19 protein-coding genes and 1 tRNA gene are annotated in these 14,413 nt (G+C 66.9%); 10 read left to right on the top strand and 10 right to left on the bottom strand.

Features of this window, described 5'->3' with window-relative positions:
- From ADY59_RS54045 to ypfJ, 3 genes are all read right to left on the bottom strand, one after another.
- Positions 1–134: TrfB-related DNA-binding protein (locus ADY59_RS54045; protein WP_156325542.1), on the bottom strand; the 134-nt coding region annotated here is incomplete at its 3' end.
- A 236-nt stretch (positions 135–370) separates the two neighbouring features.
- A complete protein-coding gene (locus tag ADY59_RS16470) occupies positions 371–667 on the bottom strand; it encodes a type II toxin-antitoxin system VapB family antitoxin (protein ID WP_049563035.1) in 297 nt (98 codons plus the stop codon).
- Positions 668–715: 48 nt separating this feature from the next.
- Entirely contained in the window at positions 716–1,549 is an 834-nt protein-coding gene (ypfJ, locus tag ADY59_RS16465) for a KPN_02809 family neutral zinc metallopeptidase (RefSeq protein WP_049563033.1), read from the bottom strand.
- Between the two features lie 62 nt (positions 1,550–1,611).
- On the opposite strand from ypfJ, the gene ADY59_RS16460 reads away from it, so the two are divergent.
- Entirely contained in the window at positions 1,612–2,253 is a 642-nt protein-coding gene (locus tag ADY59_RS16460; RefSeq protein ID WP_049563031.1) for a LysE family translocator, read from the top strand.
- Positions 2,254–2,321: 68 nt separating this feature from the next.
- Positions 2,322–3,020: a DUF4097 family beta strand repeat-containing protein gene (locus tag ADY59_RS16455; RefSeq protein WP_049563030.1), complete on the top strand. Its 699-nt coding sequence runs from the start codon at positions 2,322–2,324 to the stop codon at positions 3,018–3,020.
- 14 nt (positions 3,021–3,034) lie between these two features.
- On the opposite strand, the gene ADY59_RS16450 is transcribed toward ADY59_RS16455, so the two are convergent.
- The gene (locus tag ADY59_RS16450) at positions 3,035–3,661 is read right to left on the bottom strand and encodes an NAD(P)-dependent oxidoreductase (protein ID WP_049563028.1); all 627 of its coding nucleotides are present in this window, start codon (positions 3,659–3,661) and stop codon (positions 3,035–3,037) included.
- A 98-nt stretch (positions 3,662–3,759) separates the two neighbouring features.
- Here ADY59_RS16450 and ADY59_RS16445 point away from each other — a divergent pair, with 98 nt between their 5' ends.
- On the top strand, positions 3,760–4,131 hold the full coding sequence (locus ADY59_RS16445) for a winged helix-turn-helix transcriptional regulator (protein WP_049563026.1): 372 nt from the start codon (positions 3,760–3,762) through the stop codon (positions 4,129–4,131).
- Here ADY59_RS16445 and ADY59_RS16440 read toward each other — a convergent pair whose 3' ends face one another.
- Entirely contained in the window at positions 4,132–4,491 is a 360-nt protein-coding gene (locus ADY59_RS16440) for a hypothetical protein (RefSeq protein ID WP_049563024.1), read from the bottom strand.
- A gap of 161 nt (positions 4,492–4,652) precedes the next feature.
- Here ADY59_RS16440 and ADY59_RS16435 point away from each other — a divergent pair, with 161 nt between their 5' ends.
- The gene (locus ADY59_RS16435) at positions 4,653–5,288 is read left to right on the top strand and encodes a winged helix-turn-helix transcriptional regulator (protein ID WP_049563022.1); all 636 of its coding nucleotides are present in this window, start codon (positions 4,653–4,655) and stop codon (positions 5,286–5,288) included.
- A gap of 137 nt (positions 5,289–5,425) precedes the next feature.
- On the top strand, positions 5,426–5,821 hold the full coding sequence (locus ADY59_RS16430; protein ID WP_049563020.1) for a VOC family protein: 396 nt from the start codon (positions 5,426–5,428) through the stop codon (positions 5,819–5,821).
- Between the two features lie 420 nt (positions 5,822–6,241).
- On the opposite strand, the gene ADY59_RS50035 is transcribed toward ADY59_RS16430, so the two are convergent.
- A tRNA-Ser gene (locus tag ADY59_RS50035) sits at positions 6,242–6,380 on the bottom strand.
- 215 nt (positions 6,381–6,595) lie between these two features.
- Here ADY59_RS50035 and ADY59_RS16425 point away from each other — a divergent pair.
- Positions 6,596–7,513, top strand: a complete 918-nt coding sequence (locus tag ADY59_RS16425; protein WP_049563058.1) for an aminoglycoside phosphotransferase family protein — start codon at positions 6,596–6,598, stop codon at positions 7,511–7,513.
- On the opposite strand, the gene ADY59_RS48750 is transcribed toward ADY59_RS16425, so the two are convergent.
- Complete coding sequence (locus ADY59_RS48750; protein WP_197093685.1) at positions 7,507–8,892, bottom strand: hypothetical protein; 1,386 nt, start codon at positions 8,890–8,892, stop codon at positions 7,507–7,509. The genes ADY59_RS16425 and ADY59_RS48750 overlap by 7 nt on opposite strands.
- A 155-nt stretch (positions 8,893–9,047) precedes the next feature.
- Entirely contained in the window at positions 9,048–9,434 is a 387-nt protein-coding gene (locus tag ADY59_RS16420) for a GntR family transcriptional regulator (protein ID WP_049563018.1), read from the bottom strand.
- A 355-nt stretch (positions 9,435–9,789) separates the two neighbouring features.
- Here ADY59_RS16420 and ADY59_RS50030 point away from each other — a divergent pair, with 355 nt between their 5' ends.
- From ADY59_RS50030 to ADY59_RS16405, 4 genes are all read left to right on the top strand, one after another.
- Entirely contained in the window at positions 9,790–9,963 is a 174-nt protein-coding gene (locus ADY59_RS50030; RefSeq protein ID WP_156325541.1) for a hypothetical protein, read from the top strand.
- Between the two features lie 80 nt (positions 9,964–10,043).
- Complete coding sequence (locus ADY59_RS16415; protein WP_049563017.1) at positions 10,044–10,598, top strand: WhiB family transcriptional regulator; 555 nt, start codon at positions 10,044–10,046, stop codon at positions 10,596–10,598.
- The gene (locus ADY59_RS16410) at positions 10,598–11,050 is read left to right on the top strand and encodes a DUF3307 domain-containing protein (RefSeq protein WP_049563015.1); all 453 of its coding nucleotides are present in this window, start codon (positions 10,598–10,600) and stop codon (positions 11,048–11,050) included. Before ADY59_RS16415 ends, ADY59_RS16410 begins: the two co-directional genes overlap by 1 nt.
- A 15-nt stretch (positions 11,051–11,065) precedes the next feature.
- On the top strand, positions 11,066–11,980 hold the full coding sequence (locus ADY59_RS16405) for a DUF4097 family beta strand repeat-containing protein (protein ID WP_049563014.1): 915 nt from the start codon (positions 11,066–11,068) through the stop codon (positions 11,978–11,980).
- A gap of 214 nt (positions 11,981–12,194) precedes the next feature.
- Here ADY59_RS16405 and ADY59_RS16400 read toward each other — a convergent pair whose 3' ends face one another.
- Positions 12,195–12,857, bottom strand: a complete 663-nt coding sequence (locus ADY59_RS16400; RefSeq protein ID WP_049563008.1) for a hypothetical protein — start codon at positions 12,855–12,857, stop codon at positions 12,195–12,197.
- A gap of 66 nt (positions 12,858–12,923) precedes the next feature.
- Positions 12,924–14,318 carry a site-specific integrase gene (locus ADY59_RS16395; protein ID WP_156325540.1) on the bottom strand — a complete coding sequence of 465 codons (1,395 nt, stop codon included), beginning with the start codon at positions 14,316–14,318 and terminating at the stop codon, positions 12,924–12,926.
- Between the last annotated feature and the right edge of the window lie 95 nt (positions 14,319–14,413).

Raw genomic sequence — 14,413 nt, 5'->3', positions numbered from 1 at the left:
GCCTCGCCCTCGGCCCGGTAGCGCGCGACGAGCTTGGAGACCCAGCCCTTGGACACCCCGTAGGTGCGGGCGACCTCTGCCTGGGAGCGGCCCTCGACGACAACGGCGGTGATGACAACTCTGGCCTTGGACACACCACCCACGCTGTTGACCAAGGCGGTTGCCTATGTCCCGAGACACACTCTGTTGAAGTTTCCTATGTCTTGCGACATGAGTTTCCTATGTCCTGAACCAGGACACCACCACCACCGCTCGCGGCGAAGAGCCTCCCCCCGGGGAGGCTCTTCGCATGTCAGCAGCCACTCTCCCCGTGCGGAGGCGGGCGGGTCGGGGCGCGAAAAGCAAAAGGGCCGCGGATTCGCGGCCCTTTTCAGCTCGGCAGTTCGAGCACCCTGGCGTGCAGGATCGATCGTTGGTGCAGGGCCGCGCGCAACGCCCTGTGCAGGCCGTCCTCCAGATAGAGCTCGCCCTGCCACTGCACCACGTGCGGAAAGAGGTCGCCGTAGAAGGTGGAGTCGGCGGCCAGCAGCGAGTGCAGGTCCAGCATCGCCTTGGTGGTGATCAGGGAGTCGAGCCGGACCTGCCGCGGGGGTATCTGCGCCCACTCGCGGTTGGACAAACCATGTTCGGGATAAGGCCGTCCGTCGCCGACCAGCTTGAAGATCACCCCCCTCATTTTAGGAGAGATTTCGAATACATGCGCTCTCGGCGGCCGTCATACGAGGCCGGCGGGTGCGCAACGGTCGGGGTCGCCGGTGTCGTAGCCGCGCTGAAAAGCCGCCACGCGCTGTTTCGAACTGCCGTGGGTGAACGACTCGGGGTCGACCCGGCCGCCGCTACGCCGCTGGATCCGGTCGTCGCCGACGGCGGCCGCCGCGTCGAGCGCCTGGGCGATGTCGGCGTCGGTGAACTGTTTCTCGTAGAAGCCGCCCTCGTAGGCGTTCTTGGTCCACGCGCCGGCGTAGCAGTCGGCCTGCAGCTCGGTGGCCACCGAACTGCCGCCCTCCAGTCCGCCGAGCAGGTTCTGCACGTGGTGGCCGTACTCGTGGGCGATCACGTACGCCTGGGCGAACGGGCCGCCCTGGGCGCCGAACTGGCTGCGTAGCTGGTCGAAGAAGGTCAGGTCCAGATAGACGCGCTGGTCGCCGGGGCAGTAGAACGGCCCGACGGAGGAGTCGGCCGCCCCGCAGGCGGTGCGGACGCCGCCCGAGTACAGGACGGTCTTGGCCAGCGTGTACTCCGGCAATTCGGTCTTCCAGTAGTCCTGGATGCTGTTGACCACGCCCACGACCTGGCATTTCTCGCTCTGGTCGGCGTCCTTGCCGGTGCGGCACTGCTGGGCGAGGTTGGCGGGCGGCTGCCGCTGGGCGGGCTCGGGTTCGCCGCCCGCGTTGTTCAGCAGGGCGAGCACGATGAAGGCGATCAGCGTGACGACGCCTCCACCGCCGATGACCATGCCGCCGGAGCCGCCGGGGAATCCGCCGCCGCCCCGGCCGCCGGTGTCCTGCACCTGCGAGGCGTCGAGGTTGACGTCGTCCCTGAAATCCATGACCGGTCCCTTCCGTGGGACTGCTCAGCTTCCCTGAAGGCCCTCCCGGATAACATGCGCCTATGTTGACCGGAATCGTAGGAATTGCGCTGATTTCTCTAGGTATGGTGCTGACGCCGGGACCTAACATGATTTATCTGGTCTCCCGGTCGATCTCCCAGGGCCGGCGCGCCGGCCTGATCTCATTGCTGGGCGTGTTCGTCGGGTTCTCCACCTACCTGCTGGCGACCTGTCTCGGCCTGACGGCTGTTTTCGCGTACGTGCCCGCCGCGTACACCGCGTTGAAGCTCGCGGGCGCCGCCTACCTGCTCTGGCTGGCCTGGAACGCGATCAAGCCCGGCGGCACGTCGGCGTTCGAGACCCGCGAGCTGCCGGTGGAAAGGCCGCGGAGGCTGTTCGCGATGGGGTTGTTCACCTGCCTGCTGAACCCGAAGATCGCGATTCTCTACCTGTCGCTGCTTCCGCAGTTCATCGACCCGGCCATGGGCCACGTCCTGCTGCAGAGCCTGGCTCTGGGCTCGGCCCAGATCGCCGTCGGCACCCTGGTCAACGGGCTGATCGTGATCTCGGCCGGCAGCCTCGCCACCTTCCTGGCCCGCCGCCCGGTGTGGGTGCGGGTCCAGCGGTACGTGACGGGCACGGTGCTGGGGATCATCGCCATCCGCATGGCCACCGACCGGTCCAGGGCCCTGACGACCGCCTAGCCGTACTCAGGGAAGTCTCAGGGACTCTCCTGAGGCTCCGCCCGCGCCGGACGGGAAGAATCGACGTCATGAACCTGAGGAGAGCGGGAGCGGTCGCGGCGCTGCTGGGGCTGGCCGCGATGACGGTCGGCTGCGGGGTCGTGGGCGGCCCCCGGCAGGAGGACACGGCGTCCTATGACGTCACCGCGGCGGTGACCGCGCTTCAGGTCGTGGCGGACTCGGGCGAGGTGGAGGTGGTCGAGTCCGACCGGCAGGGCGTGCACGTCACCGAGCGGCTCACCTGGAACCACGAAAGGCCCGCCACCACGCACGACGTCCAGGGCGGCACGCTGGCGCTCAAGTTCACCTGCCCGGGCGGCTTGGTGGGCGACATGCACTGCGAGGTCGCGTACAAGGTCGAGATCCCGCGCGGGCTGCGGGTCAAGGCCGACAGCGACTCCGGCGAGGTGACGCTGCGCGGCCTGTCGGGAGAGGTGACGGCGAGCAGCGACTCCGGTGACATCGAGGCCACCGGGCTCACCGGCAAGCAGGTCGTCGCCAAGACCGACTCGGGCGGCATCTCCCTGGCCTTCGCCTCCGCGCCGGACAAGGTGGAGACGGTGTCGGATTCCGGCCGCAGCGTGATCCGGGTGCCGCAAGGCCCGTACAAGATCACCGCTGCCACCGACTCCGGCGGCAAGGAGATCGGCGCCGCGCACGACCCCTCGGCCACCCGCTCGATCCAGGTGACCACCGACTCCGGCGACGTCGAGGTGCTACCGGCCTGAAGCGGCCGGGGCCGTCAGGTCACGGCCAGGTGGCTGCGGCGGTGCCGCGGAGTCTCGGCCTCGTCCAGCAGGACGAGGGCGAAGTCCGCATAAGAGATGCGCGCCGCCATGTCCCCGTGTTCGCGGATCTCGTAATGGCCGGTACGTCCCCCGTCGTGGTCGAAGTCGCCGACGGGACTGACGTACAGCCAGTCCAGCGTGCCGCCTTCGGCGTGGAGCGCCTCAAGCCCGGCGGCGTGGGCCAGGCAGAACGGGCGGAACTCGGCGGGGAAGCCGGGCTCGTCCAGCAGGCGGGTCCCGCCGGGGCCGGGCAGCAGCGATGCGAGTCCTACCGTGACGAGCCTGTCGACCCCGGCCTGCCGCAGGCCCTTGACGAGGGCGTGCGCGGCGCTGGTGAAGAAGGTCTCCGGGGCGAGCGCCGCCGCCGCGTTGATCGCGGCGTCGTGCCCGGCCGCGAGGGTGGCCACGTCCGCCACGTCGGTGACGTCCCCGGCGGCGACCCGTACACCGTCGTCCGCCGGACCCTCGTAGCGGGACGGGTCGCGGACCACCGCGGTGACCTGGTGTCCACGCCGGCGCGCTTCGGCGACCGCCTGCCTGCCGGCCCGGCCGCCGGCCCCGAAAATCACGTACCTGCCCATGGTCGGAATACCTCCCGTTGAGTCGATGCTCCCGGAAGGTATCCGCCAGGGTGGTTACCGACTGGATACCGGCCCCCGGCCGACAGGCAGGAGACACCATGACGCATCGGCAGCCGCTGCCCGCCGATCTGTTCGACGAGCTGTGTCCGTCCGCGCTGTTGCCGTTCCGCTTCGGTGACAAGTGGGCTGCGCTGGTCCTTCGGTGCCTGGAAGGCGGTCCGCGCCGATTCTCCGAGCTCCGGGTGCCCCTGCACCGCGTCACCCCGAAGGTGCTCACCCAGTCGCTCCGCGGGCTGGAGCGGGACGGGTTCGTCACCCGTACGGTGCACGCCGCTCCGAGGCCGGCGGTGGAGTACGCGCTGACGCCGCTCGGCCGCAGCATGCTGGAGCCGCTGGCGGCCGCATGCGCGTGGGCGGCGGAGCACTGGGACGAACTCCTCGACGCACGGGAGCGGCACACCGCCCCCTGATCACTTCGCCGGCTCTGCCGACTTGACCTCGACCAGAACCACGTTCACGTCGCCCGCCAGCAACTCCCAGGCGTGATCGAAGGCGTCCCCCTGCCAGACGACCGCACCGGGGTTCAGGTCCACGATCTGCGTCGTCCCATCCGCGAAGGTCACCTTCTGCCGGCCGGTGCCGAGGTTGACCACCACCATCGGCGGGTGTGAGTGCATCGCACTCGCCCAACCGGCAGAGGCGCGCGCCTGGATCACCCGGACGTGCTCGTTCTCGAACAGGACCTGGTGCGCGTCGGGGTCGACGATCGTCGCGTGCTGGGGGTTCTGAGCTGAGCTCGGGGTCTGTCCGGAAAGCGTGGTGCTGCTCATGGCGGGCTCCTGTCTGGTGGATCGGCGCTGTTCCGCCGCTTTGGTCCTGAACAATAACCATGGGCAGTTGTTAAAAACAACCTCTCCGGAGTAACGGGTTGTGAAAAGCAACTAGTCTGGGTGGTGGTTCAGGATCAGGGCGGACAGAGGAGAGGGCGGCCATGCCGACCAGCCGTAGCTATCGGGACTCTTGCGGGATCGCCCGGGCCCTCGACGTCGTCGGGGAGCGGTGGGCGCTGCTGGTCGTCAGGGAGCTGCTCCTGGTGCCGCAACGCTTCTCCGAGCTGCGGCACGCCCTGCCCAACGCCAGCTCGAACCTGCTTGCCGATCGGCTCCGCGAGCTCGAACGGCACGGGGTCGTCCGCCGCCGCAGACCGGCGTCGACGACAGGCCCGCAGGGCTACGAACTGACAGAGTGGGGCCGGAAGCTGGAACCGATCGTGCTGGCCCTGAGCGACTGGGGGATCGACGCCCCCCACCCGCCGGAGCCCACCTCGCTCAGCGCCACCTCGGTGCTGATCTTCCTGCGGGGCAACGTTCGCCACGACCCGGCGGCGCCCCCGATCGTCTGTCGCCTTGAGCTTGACGGCTCGGTCTGGACGGTCCGCGTCGCCGCCGGAGAGGTTCAGACGGAGAGCGGCGAGCCCGCCACGGCCGACATCTCGCTTCGTACGGACCCCAAGACGCTCGGCGGCCTGCTGGCCGATCCGGCCTCGCTCGACGCCGCGCTCGCCGAAGAGCGGGTGGCCCTCGTGGGCGACCCGCAGACCCTCAACCGGCTGCTGTACGGGGACTGAGGTCGTCCGTTGCGCGCAACGCCTTAAGGGACGTTCCGCGTGATTCAAAAGGGTTGGCCCGGTAGGCGGCGACGGTGGGAGCATCGCAGCACAGCTCGCACTGTTTGCGCTGCTGATGCGCTCAATCTGGGAGAGTCATGACAAGTAGGTTCACCGAGTTGGCCGTCGACTGCCACGACCCGGAGAGGCTCGCGGCCTTCTGGTGCGAGGTCCTGGGCTTCGAAGTGATCGACCGGAGCGAGGGCAAGGTCGAGATCGGCTCCTGGGTGCCGACCGTCGAGGAGGTCGTGGCCCGCCAGATGCCGCCCACCGTGCTGTTCGTCCGGGTGCCCGAGGGCAAGACCGTCAAGAACCGGCTGCACCTCGACGTCAGCCCGATCGACCGCGGCACCGAGGACGAGGTGAGCAGACTGCTCGGCCTCGGCGCCACCAGGACGGACGTGGGCCAGGGGGCGGGCCGGAACTGGGTGGTCATGGCGGACCCCGAGGGCAACGAGTTCTGCGTCCTGCGCACCCTGGCGCCGCAGAGCTAGGCCGGGGGGAGTCAGCTCTTGCGCCTCGGGCCCGCCCAGCGACTCGTCATAGGCGGTCACGGTGACGGGCGGGGTGTCGGCGGTCCGCAGCGGATCACCGAGCGCGTCCACGCGGCCCCGGGATCCGGCCGACAGAGGACTGTGCGCTCACGGCCCCGGCGGGGGCTGCGCCATCGGCCGACCTGCTCGTCGTACATCACCCGTCGCACGTACGCCTCGCGGGCGGAGCGGTCTGCAGCACGTCCTCGGCCGCGTGCCGGCCACCGATCAGGACGCAGGCCGGCTTGATCAGGCTGCCCCCAACGAGCCGACACGTTCCATGACGTGCCGCGCGCATGGCACGCTGCCTGCTCGGATCCTGTGAGGCCACCGGGAAAGCCGGAAGGGGCACGCCATGACCACGGCGTGCCCCTTCCGAACTGGCGGAGGATAGGGGATTTGAACCCCTGAAAGGTTGCCCTTTACACGCTTTCCAAGCCTGCTGATCTCTGTTCAGAGGGGTCCGAAGGACGGTCTGAGCAGGGATGCAGGGCACCGACGCTCACCGGTGAACGCCCCCGAACGCTGGTGAACTGAGACGGAAAGTGAGACGGACCGCCGATCCGCCACGAGCGCCGAGAAGCCCTGAGACGCCCTCTAACAAGACCAACTTTGTCAAGATGTCCTAGCATCGGACGTTGCTCGCTCGGCCGTCTGCGTCGCTCTCAGGGCCACGCAAGAGAACAGATCCCACTTGGCTAGGGAGATCCCATGTCGCAAGGTAGCGTCGAACCCATGGCAGAGACCTGGCGGACCGCAACCGAAGCGTTCACCCCGGAGATCAGCCGCCGCACGATGGAGCGCGCGTGCGCTCACGTCGGTTTGAGCGCCGAGGGCGCCGAACTGATCAGGCTGGGAGAGAACGCGGTCTACCGGCTCAGCGAACCCGTGGTCGTACGGGTCTCTCGCACGCTCGCCTACCTGAAGGATGTACGGAAAGAGGTCGCAGTATCCCGGTGGCTGACTGAAAGCCGCTATCCTGCCGTGCGCGCTCTACCCATCGAACAGCCGTGTGTGGTTGGCGACCATGCGGTCACATTCTGGGAAAGCCTCACCGATGTTGAGGACTATGGTGTCCCTGCCGAGGTGGCCGAACTTCTGCTGAACCTTCATAAACTCGATCTGCCGCGCGAGGATCTCGGTATCGAACCGCTAAACCCCTTCGCCAAAGTGGATCGCAGGATTGAGTCAAACGGTTGGCTCTCTCCGGAGGACGGATCTTTCTTGCGTGGCAGGCTGGCCGATCTGCGCACCGCATATGCCGGCCTTAGCTTCGTCCTGCCAGAGGGCGTTATCCATGGAGATGCAAGCGTGGGAAATGTGATCCATGACCGTTCTGGCCGTCCTACGCTCATCGATCTCGATGGCATGTCGACCGGCCCACGCGAATGGGACCTCGTTCTCACAGCGCTCTATTACGAACGGCACGGCTGGCACACCCGTGAGGAGTATGAGGAGTTCGCGCGAATCTACGGCTTCGACGTAATGACTTGGCCAGGGTATTCCACGCTGGCAGATATCCGTGAGTTCCTTATGGTGACCTGGCTCAGTCAGAAAGCGGCACACGAAGAACGCGCCGCCATTGAAGTTCGGAAACGTATCGACGATCTCAAGAGTGGTAGCGCCGTCCGAAGAAACTGGGAACCTTACTGATTCGCAACGCGCTGCCACAGTGCGAACTTATCGGCTTGCTCATGGAATCCCCGTAGCGAACTTGACTGTGCTGCGGGGGCAAGCCGAGCGGCGAACTCTTGTACGTAGCTCAGACACCTGGCCGACCTGAGCAATTCACCCATGCGTAGAGCATCAAGGGCGATTTGACATGCCTGCTCTGCCTCTCCGGCGGCCAGATGAGCATCCGCAAGCACCATGGTGGCGAAGAAGTCGCTGCGCAGATATGTTCCGCCGTCGATAGTGCCCACGCACTGAGCCGCGTATTGGCTGGCGTTCACCGCACGGCCTAGGTCTCTGAAGCAGTGCCCGAATTCGGCTGCTAGTTCCGCATCGTCAAAGTACCTGATCCACTCAGGGTCATTCTCTGGGGTGCGTCGCTCAAATTCAGTGACCGCCTGAGACAGGGCCACGTCGCACCCGCGACCATCGCCGAGACGAGCGAGCGCGCGGGCTTCCATGGCCAAAAAGTGAGCGGTCAGTGTCGGGGTGGCAACACCTCGGGTGCCTTGTCGCGCCGCCTGAGCCAATTTAGCCGCCTCGCGAAAACGGCCGACGAACGTGGCTTGATGGCTCATGGCGTCAAGAATGCTAGCTGCCAACAGACGGTCATCACCCGCCCTCGCAAATGACAGTGCTTGGATGAAGTAGCGCTGTGCCAGGCTGTGCAAGCCGCTGTCGTATGACATCCACGCTGCCAACAAAGTTGCCTCGGCGACGGCAGAGAAGAGGATGCGCCCATTCATCGCGGTGTATCGGCTTTGCAAGAGACGAGCACCATCGCTCGCAAGATAGTGGATCAGCGATTGCCGGGCATGGCCACCACCGAAGCGATTATCCATCTGGGCGAATAGCTCGACAGTAGTTCGAAACCGCTGCACATCGGATTGGCCGATCCGCTGCCCGTTCGCCGCCGCCGTAGGTGTCGCCGAGGGTGAAAGCAGCCATGTCAGAGAAGCGTCGTTCCAAGCACCAGGGTTAACGTGCTCACTGAGAACGATGGAAGCTTCGCTGAGATCCGCCTGCCATAGTTGGCTGACAGTCTCAATGCCATCTTCTACGGCGTCAGGGACAGAGAGTCCCAGATCGAGCGACAGGCGCCCGGATGCGCTAAGCCCGGCCTCGGCCAGCGTCACGGTACGGCCCAACGTGCGGCTTAGGGCCGTCACGATCAGTTGAGCTGCGTCCGCCCGAGGCTTCACACCGTTGAGCCATCGGCTCACAGATGTGTGATCACAACCAATCGGTGTGCCCGCGTCGTCCGAAGTGTCCCGAACGGCGCGAGCGAACGACTTGTGTGAATGCCCGGCTTCCTTGATCAATCGAGCCAGTTTGTCATTGGTGGTCCGGACGGCCGGCACGGCGCTCCTAACGAAGTGCACATGTGCGCCCCCAAGTGCGCGCTGTGGCGCGTCTCGTCTCGGGGACAAGCTTGTTGTGTCCAGTCAAGCCGGAGTGTTCCGGCGGGTCCACCGCAACGCAGAAAGAGGTGAGAGGAGTGGGAACCGGAGCTTTCTCAATTCTCCGCAAGTCGCTCAATGAGACCAGAGACGCGATCCTCGGCATGAGTCAGCCGTCTCTTCATCTCTTTGAGTTCCTGCCGTACTTCTGCCAGCTCGGAGCGAAGCTGTTCGGGAGCGCCGGCAAGAGGGGCGGTCGTCCGGTCGCGGACATAGGCGCCGCTCGCCGGCTTGACCGTCACCCAACCTTCCGCCTGGAGGAGTCGCACGGCGGCTTGTGCAGTGTTCTGCGCAACGTCGTACCGGTCTGCCAGCTTCCTGTAGGAGGGCAGCTTGGCACCTACCGCGAACTGCCCGCCCTCGATCTCGCCGCGAATGATCGCAGCGAGCTTCTGACTCGCATGCGTCCTGGGCTCATCGGCCCTGTCCTGATCTAGCGCCACACCACCAGCGTACTCAACTGCCTTGAGGCAGTGGGTTGACGCCTACTCGTTCACGGTCTACTGTCATGAGACAGACGAACTGACTTAAGTCAGTTCATGCGCGACCCGCACAGCCGGAAGACCTGGGAAGGCGGCCACAAGCCGCGCGCCGACGGGCTGAAGCACTTGATCGTTTGAGACCTCAATAGCGACGACGAAGGGCCACCGCCTCCCGCGAAAAGGCGGCCTGTGCAGGGCGTTCGGCCTTGCACACCTATCTCTTTGCTTGGTTGCCCCGATGGTCGTAGGCAGGGTTCGACTCCCTGCTGGGGCACTCCGGCGTTGCGCCGGCCATCCAACGAGGGGAGTTGCCCACATGCAGCCCGTCAAGAGCGTCGGCCGGTTCCTGCCGACGCTGTTCCTGCTCTGCATCGTCTTCTACATCTTCACCGACCCGCAGGGCGCCGCCGTGGCGTTCAAGTGGGCCTTCCAGACCGCCGCGGCCGGCGCGCAGCACTTCGCCGAGTTCATCCGCGCCGTGGCCAAGTGACCCACCCATCAGCCGGGGGCGGCCCTATCCGCCAAGACACGAGCCGCCCCCTTCTCGACTCCCGAAGGAGTAGCACCATCATGGTTCGTTCCGACGTTCCGATCCACCCGTCGCGCATGCTGCCCGACCATCTGGCCGTGGCGTGGCGACTCACCGACCCACCGGCCATTGAGTGCGCGTACGACCCCGACCTGCACACCGCCGACTCCGAAGGTGTCGAGTCGGAGCAAGAGCGCGCCGCCCGCGTGGAGGTGGCCCGGCAGGTGTGCCTCACCTGCCCGTTGCTGATGCGCTGCGCCCGCTACGCCGCCGAGGTCAGTCCCGTGAGCGGTGTGTGGGCCGGCCGTGACACCGCCGAGGCCGGCACCGACCCCGTACGGGAAGGGCTGATCAGGCACACCATCACGGTTGAGCGGCTGGACCCGGTCACCGCCGCCGAGGTCGGCCGGCCCGAGGCCGCCTGCAAGCTGGCGGTGGTCGAGCGCTACGACGGCCGCCTCGGCAAGATCTGCGCTGTCGAATCCGACCTGTGGGGTTCGGTCACCATCGACCAGTGCGCCCGCGGTATCGCCCGCACCTACGGCGCCCGGTACGTGCCCGCCACACTGGCGCCCGCTGAATCGGCGGTGGCGTGATGACCGGCCAGATTGCCGCTTTCGCCGCCGTGTTCGCGGCGCTGTATGTCGCCCACAGCTTCGGTGACCACTGGGTTCAGACGCACCGTCAGGCGTGCGCCAAGGCTGCGCCCGGCCGCTCGGGACGGCTGGCCTGTGCCGGCCACGTCGCCACGCTGACGCTGACCAAGGCCGCCGCCGTGGGCGCGGTCGTGTTGGTGACCGGCCTGACGCTGTCGCCCTCGGCGCTCCTGCTGGGGCTGGCCGTCGATGCCGTCTCGCACTACTGGGCCGACCGCCGCGTGCCCCTTGCCCGTCTCGCCGAGGTCATCGGCAAGGGCGACTTCTACCGGATGGGCGCACCCCGCCCCGGCAGCGACGACGCCCCGCACCTCGGCACCGGCGCCTACGCCCTGGATCAGTCCTGGCACCACCTGTGGCTGTTCATCGCCGCCCTGATCATCGCTTCCTGAACGGAGCACGCCATCATGACGACCTCAACCACCCGGCGGACCCTGTCCGCCACAACCGCCGGCCCGGTGGTGCTCGACCTGGACATGCCGCACGGTCAGATCGACGTGCGGGTGTGCACCATCGAGCGCGCCGAGATCGAGCTGAGCACATCGGCCCCTGCCGACAGTCCCGCCGGCAGGGCCATCGCCGACGCCACCTTGACCGCCGAGGTTCGGGTGCTCACGGTGCGGGTGCCGACGCCGGACGGCGGCACCACCATTATCAACGACACCCGAGGCGGCAGAGTCGTCGTCTCCGGGAACGTCAATTCCGGGATCATCGTGTCCGGCGGCAGCGTCACCATCACCGGCGGCCAGGTCTTCAGCGGCGGCCGGATCATCTCGGGAGCGAGCGTCAATCCCGGCGTTCACGCCGTGCTCCGTCTGCCGTACGGGTCGGCCCTGAAGGTGCGCACCAAGAGCGGCACGGTCACCACCGATGGCGAGTTGGAGTTTACGCAGTTCACCTCCGTGTCGGGAGACCTGCATGCGGACGCCTGCCGCGCCCTCACCGCCGTCTCGACCTCGGGCGACGTGTACGCCGAGTACGCCGATCGCGCCGAGGTTCGCACCGTCTCCGGTGACATCAGCCTCGGCAGAACCGAGACCGTCACCGCCAAGTCCACCTCCGGTGACATCACCATCGGCGACTTCGGCGGCGCGGCCCGGCTGACCACCGTCTCGGGTGACATCGCGGTGAACGCCACCGAGCCCGGCCACGTCACCGCGAACTCCACCTCGGGCGACATCCGCGTCACCGCGCCCGCCGAGCTGGCCGCCGCCGGCGGTGAGCACGCCTTGACCGTTGACGCCCGCTCCCTGACCGGTGACGTGCGTAGCCCGCGGCCCGTGACCGGCCCGGCTCGCCCCCGCCGGCCTCGGCATCGATAGGAATTGGAGGACTACCACCATGTCTCGCATTCGCGCCGCCTTCTGGGACCCGGCCGGCGACCGGTACGGCATCCCCACCTACCCAGAAGCGCGTGGGTTCGCCGATTCCTGGCCGTGGACATGCGGGAACTCACGCGCCGATGTGGTGTTGAGGGTACTTGGCGGTCCGGGTTGGGGGCCGGACGATCAGGGTGGTTCGCGGTGGCGTCCTGAGTCAGGCGCTGGCGGGACGGCGCCTCAGGCCTTCCGGGGTGAAGGTGAAGCTGGTTTTGAAGTCGCCCGTGCCACAGCGGATCGCCAGAAGGACGGGTTCGTCGTAGCGAGGCGGCCATGTCGACTCGGCCTCTGGGTCGGCACCATTCCAGAGGTGGAAGAAGATCACCGGTGTGTTTGCTGGTCCGGTGAGATAGCCGAGGGTCTTGCCGTAGTAGGGATTGCTGCCGCCCAGCAAGAGGGAAGGTGGCCCGAAAGTGTTGATCACCTCGCTGAGCGGGTGGTCGTGTGTGACCCAGGTGGGAATCTGGGCTCGCATCTGCTCGTACTCATCAGTCGTCAGCGTTCGGTCGGCCTCCAGCCAGCTGCGAGCTCGGGCGAACTCGGAGTAGACAGAGGCCATTCCGTACTCGTATGGACCGGGGATCAGTTCCCGGAAAGCCCCGGACACACCGATCGAGGTCCAGGCTCCGCGCGACTCCAGGGATTCCATTTCTGCAGCCCATGCTTCGTCGCTGTGCTCGAGATGGAGCAGGTGATCGATGACGACCCGGAGGCTCGTTTCTCCGCCATACATCCCTGGACGGCGCAGCGCCGAGTTCAACTGGCGGACGAGGTAGTCCCGCATTTCCGAAGAGGAGCGCAGTCCAGGAAGTTCTGCCATGAAGATCAGTCTCTCAACCGGCGAACCGCAAATGCTAGGTCGGGCAGGGGTTGCCGGGCGGAGCCACTACCGGGGCAGGCTCGATCGCTTCTCGGGGTGGGCAGCGTAGATGTACTTCATCGCGGTTGCCGCGGTGACGCCGAAGAGACGCATCAGGTGGACGGGGTCGGCGCTGTGGCGAGCCTCGTCCAGGAGCCGGTCTTGGCGGAGCTTCGATGCCGCGATACCTGTCGATCGGAAGAGATAGCCCATCAACTGCCTGGACACGGGCGGGTCGTCAGTGTCGGCGGCGGTGACCTGGCTGATCAGCAGGTGCGGGTTTGTGGTCAGCGGCCAGCGACGGTGACGTTCCCGCAGCCAGGCGTCGGCCAGGACATGGGTGACCTCGTCGAGGTAAAGGGTGTGAACGCCGGTGTCGCGTCGAACCACAAGACGGCCGCGCGACAGGTCGAGGTCGGCAAGTCGCAGCCGAGTGATCTCGCCGACACCGAGGGCATGCACGGCAACCAGAGCGATGACGAACTTGGCCAGGGGCCCGTTGGCCTGGTCGATCAGGCCACGGAGTCGATCGCTGGGAAGCGGAACCGGCAGCTGATCCACCTTGGGCAGGGCGATGCGACTGATGGGGTCGCGGAAGATGAGTCGTTCCTGCTTCAGCGCACGAAACAGGCTCCGCAGTGCGGTGTGCCGGTTGCGTGCGGAGTTCCCGGTCGTCTGTTTCAGAACAGTGCGAATGTCGTCGGATGTGACCTCGCGCAGGCTGGAGACGTCACCCGCCCAGCCCTGCATGACGGGAAGAAGGTAGCTGAGGTATCGGCGGATCGTGGCGAAGGCCAAGGGCAGATGCCGGCGGCGTCCTTCGCCTCGCAGGACCGACACCCAGCGACGCAGTTCGGCGGCGATGGGCTCGGGCAACGAGCGGAGCTGCATGTCGATGGCCCGGGCATCAGGATCAACCTGCTGGCTGGGGATGAGCAGGCCGCGGTGGGTCAGAAACTGCGCGACCCGGCAGGTCGGTGTTCCGGGTCCTCGGGTAGCTGTCAGCGCCTGGATGTCTGCTTCGGGGATGGGTGCGTCGGCTCCTATCCAGGCCACGACGATGCGCAGCGTCCGGGTGCTGGCTCGGCGGGTCCCCGCCTCCCACGCCTTGGCGTGGGCGTAGGCCACGAAGTCGTCCATCAGGGCTTGGCCAGCCGGGGTCATGGACGGCAGCACCGCCGAAGCCGGCAGACGACTCCAATCATGAGTCACCTCGAAAAGCGTGCCCTGCGCCGGATCGATCAGGTGAGGGGAGATCGGCGGTGGCGGTGGTGGCTGCCGCTTGAGTCGTTGCACCGCGCGTTGACTAGGCGGCCCGGTGATCCCGGTGACGTTCGCGCGCTGAAGGTTCGGTGCGAACTGGCCGCCCAGCCACAGCTGCGTCCAGGACTCGGCCAAGGCATCGGGCCCGTGTTCGACCACGTGGACCCAACAGCCACGGCATCGTCCTCCCGCCAACGGCAGGTTGAGGCGTCGACAGCGCAGGCAGGTGCCGATGGGGTGCGGCCGCTGTTGCC

The organism is Nonomuraea sp. SBT364, from assembly GCF_001083785.1.
Taxonomy (GTDB): Bacteria; Actinomycetota; Actinomycetes; order Streptosporangiales; family Streptosporangiaceae; genus Nonomuraea.
The sequence above is the reverse complement of the archived record's forward strand: the minus strand, read 5'-3'. Positions and strand labels throughout refer to the sequence as shown.

Coding starts and splice junctions, on each gene's coding strand:
- ypfJ (WP_049563033.1), bottom strand. CDS start 1,549: ATGGATTTCAGGGACGACGTCAACCTCGACGCCTCGCAGGTGCAGGAC.
- ADY59_RS16460 (WP_049563031.1), top strand. CDS start 1,612: ATGTTGACCGGAATCGTAGGAATTGCGCTGATTTCTCTAGGTATGGTG.
- ADY59_RS16455 (WP_049563030.1), top strand. CDS start 2,322: ATGAACCTGAGGAGAGCGGGAGCGGTCGCGGCGCTGCTGGGGCTGGCC.
- ADY59_RS16450 (WP_049563028.1), bottom strand. CDS start 3,661: ATGGGCAGGTACGTGATTTTCGGGGCCGGCGGCCGGGCCGGCAGGCAG.
- ADY59_RS16445 (WP_049563026.1), top strand. CDS start 3,760: ATGACGCATCGGCAGCCGCTGCCCGCCGATCTGTTCGACGAGCTGTGT.
- ADY59_RS16440 (WP_049563024.1), bottom strand. CDS start 4,491: ATGAGCAGCACCACGCTTTCCGGACAGACCCCGAGCTCAGCTCAGAAC.
- ADY59_RS16435 (WP_049563022.1), top strand. CDS start 4,653: ATGCCGACCAGCCGTAGCTATCGGGACTCTTGCGGGATCGCCCGGGCC.
- ADY59_RS16430 (WP_049563020.1), top strand. CDS start 5,426: ATGACAAGTAGGTTCACCGAGTTGGCCGTCGACTGCCACGACCCGGAG.
- ADY59_RS16425 (WP_049563058.1), top strand. CDS start 6,596: ATGGCAGAGACCTGGCGGACCGCAACCGAAGCGTTCACCCCGGAGATC.
- ADY59_RS50030 (WP_156325541.1), top strand. CDS start 9,790: ATGCAGCCCGTCAAGAGCGTCGGCCGGTTCCTGCCGACGCTGTTCCTG.
- ADY59_RS16415 (WP_049563017.1), top strand. CDS start 10,044: ATGGTTCGTTCCGACGTTCCGATCCACCCGTCGCGCATGCTGCCCGAC.
- ADY59_RS16410 (WP_049563015.1), top strand. CDS start 10,598: ATGACCGGCCAGATTGCCGCTTTCGCCGCCGTGTTCGCGGCGCTGTAT.
- ADY59_RS16405 (WP_049563014.1), top strand. CDS start 11,066: ATGACGACCTCAACCACCCGGCGGACCCTGTCCGCCACAACCGCCGGC.
- ADY59_RS16400 (WP_049563008.1), bottom strand. CDS start 12,857: ATGGCAGAACTTCCTGGACTGCGCTCCTCTTCGGAAATGCGGGACTAC.